Annotated in this window: 2 protein-coding genes and 1 pseudogene; all 3 read right to left on the bottom strand. The window is 65.3% G+C overall.

The genetic code is table 11. The annotated features are described in order from the left end of the window. Positions 1-70: 70 nt before the first annotated feature. Complete coding sequence (locus tag HLUSI_RS0109525) at positions 71-766, bottom strand: alpha/beta fold hydrolase (RefSeq protein WP_016833750.1); 696 nt, start codon at positions 764-766, stop codon at positions 71-73. 24 nt (positions 767-790) lie between these two features. After that, positions 791-1,243, bottom strand: coding sequence for an META domain-containing protein (locus HLUSI_RS0109520; protein ID WP_029363327.1), 453 nt, complete (start codon positions 1,241-1,243; stop codon positions 791-793). 37 nt (positions 1,244-1,280) lie between these two features. Then, a pseudogene (locus HLUSI_RS27880) lies at positions 1,281-2,373 on the bottom strand (MFS transporter); the annotation flags it as partial.

Below are 2,373 nucleotides of genomic sequence, written 5' to 3'. Positions count from 1 at the left end.
CCCCCCCCCCCCTGCTTAGCGGCGTATTCCATTTGGGCGATGCGGTTCTGCTGCGGTCAACGCCGTGGCGTCACAGCTTCGATGCCGCAATCCAGTCGCGGATGACGGCAAACAATTCCTGCGGCTTTTCCATCGGCGTCATGTGCCCGCAATTGCGTACGATCTCGAGATGCGCCGCCGGAATGCGCTGCGCCATTTCTTCCGATTCTTCCACCGTACGCAAACGATCCGCATCGCTGGTCACGATCAGCGCCGGGCAGGCGATGCGATGCAGATCGGCATAGCTGCCGTCACGCAACGTCGACAGCTGGCGCAGGAAGACTTCCTTGCCGTTCTGCAGCGCCATCGCTTGCAGGCGTTGCAGCAGCACCGTATCGGCGGCGCGGTCGGGATGCAACGACGACGCCAGCGCACGCGAAGTCAGGCCCTTGAACGGCGCCTTTTCCGCCAGCGCGATCTGCGCCAGCGTCGAGGTCGATTCCTGCGCGCTTTGCGGACGCGACGACGTGTTCAGCAAACCCAGACCGAGCACCCGTTGCGGCGCTTTCAGCGCAATCGCCTGGGCCACGAAACCACCCATCGAAAAACCGAACAACAGGAATTTGTCCGGAGCGTTGGCCAGCACCCGCTCGGCCATGGCGTCCAGCGAACTGTCCTGGCCGAGGTCGCCGAAATGCAATGTGCCAAGCGTGGCGAGATCGCCGCGCATGTCGTCCCACAAGGACGCGTTGAGCATGAAGCCCGGTAGAAAAACCAGATCGCGCATGTTGCTGTTCTCTTCCCAATCAACTTATTTTGATGTTGCCGGCTTCTCGCGCGCCTGCAGTGTCATGACGTCGCCGTCCGCGGCAAACAGCTCAAGCGTGCGGCCGGTGATCTTGTAACGCTCCAGCGCCTGCAGCCAGTCGAGGAAAACCGCCTCGAACGCCATGGCCTTGCCCGGACAGGCCATGCGGGTTGCCGCCGCATGGCCGATGGTCAGGCGACCGCCGTCGCGCAGCACGTAGGGCGCGTTGAACGGATTGCACCAGGCGCGGCCGCTGACGCTGGCCTGCACGCCGTCGTCCTGGAAACTCAGGACCACCGGCGCGCTGCCCTCGCCGCCGCGTGGAATCTCGTGGCCCGGCCAGCTGGTCAGCTCCCAGCGCACACTGGTCAGCGCGGCGCCGTCGGTGCCGGCAGGTTGCGAAGCACAGCCTGCCAACCCAAGCAGCGCCGCCAGCATTGCAAGATATCGTTTCATGATCCTGTGTCCTCCTCAACGTGGATAATCTGGAAAATCATTCCAGCCATTCGGCCCGGCTGGCCGCCAGCGCCACCGCGATGCACAGCGTGCCGATGAACGCCAGGCCAGCCTGCAGGCCGAAGCCATGCGCCAGGAAACCGACCACCGGCGGCCCGATCAGGCCGCCGCTGTAACTGAGCGTGGCGACACCCGCCAGCGCGATGGCGCCATGCCGTCCGGCGGCGCTGAACACGAACGGAAACACCATCGCCACACCGGTGCCGGCAATCGCGAAACCGAAGATGGCCATCGGAATGTCGAGCGCCGCGACGGCGATGAATACGCCCACCGCCGCCAGCAACGAACCGAAGCCGACCACCTTGCGCGCGCCCCAGCGTTCCTTGAGGCGATCGCCCACCAGCCGCGCCAGCAGCATCATGCCGGCGAACCCGGCAATCCGTCGCCGGCGTTCATATGGTCCTTCATGTACAGACCGCTCCAGTCGGCAATCGATCCCTCGACGATCGCGCCGCAGAATCCGATCAGGCCGAGCGCCACCAGGTGGCCATGCGGAATCGCGAAAATCTTCTTGTCGGCGCTCGGCTCCGGCCGGTCGTTCGGCATGGCCTTGTAGCCCAGTCGCAGCGGCAGCAGAAACAACACCGCCAGCGCCAGGAAATGCCAGAACGGCGCCACCTCGAGCGCAGCCACGGCGCTGCCAAGCAAGGCGCCGCTGAAGGTGCCGACGCAGAACCAGGCATGCAGCAGCGACATGATGGAACGCCCCGCCTGCTTCTCCGCCACCGCGCCGAGGGCATTGATGGCGACGTCGAAGCAGCTCGATGCGGCGCCGTAGATCGCGCTGAACAACATCAGCAGCGCCAGGTTGGGCGCAATACCCAGCGCCGGCAAGGTCAGCAGCAGCACCAGCCCGGCATACCAGGTGGTGCGGCGCGCACCGTAATGCGCGTTGAGCCAGGCCGCCAGCGGGAACGAGCCGACCGCGCCGATGCCGCCGCACAGCAGCACCATGCTCAGCGTGGCCGCATCGAGTTGCAGGTTGTCGCGGATCGACGGAATGCGCGCCGCCCAGCTGGCGTACAGCAGACCCAGCATGAAAAAGAAAAATGGAATGGCGCTGCGCCGCC

It is taken from the genome of Herbaspirillum lusitanum P6-12 (assembly GCF_000256565.1).
GTDB lineage: Bacteria > Pseudomonadota > Gammaproteobacteria > Burkholderiales > Burkholderiaceae_D > Herbaspirillum > Herbaspirillum lusitanum.
The sequence above is the reverse complement of the archived record's forward strand: the minus strand, read 5'-3'. Positions and strand labels throughout refer to the sequence as shown.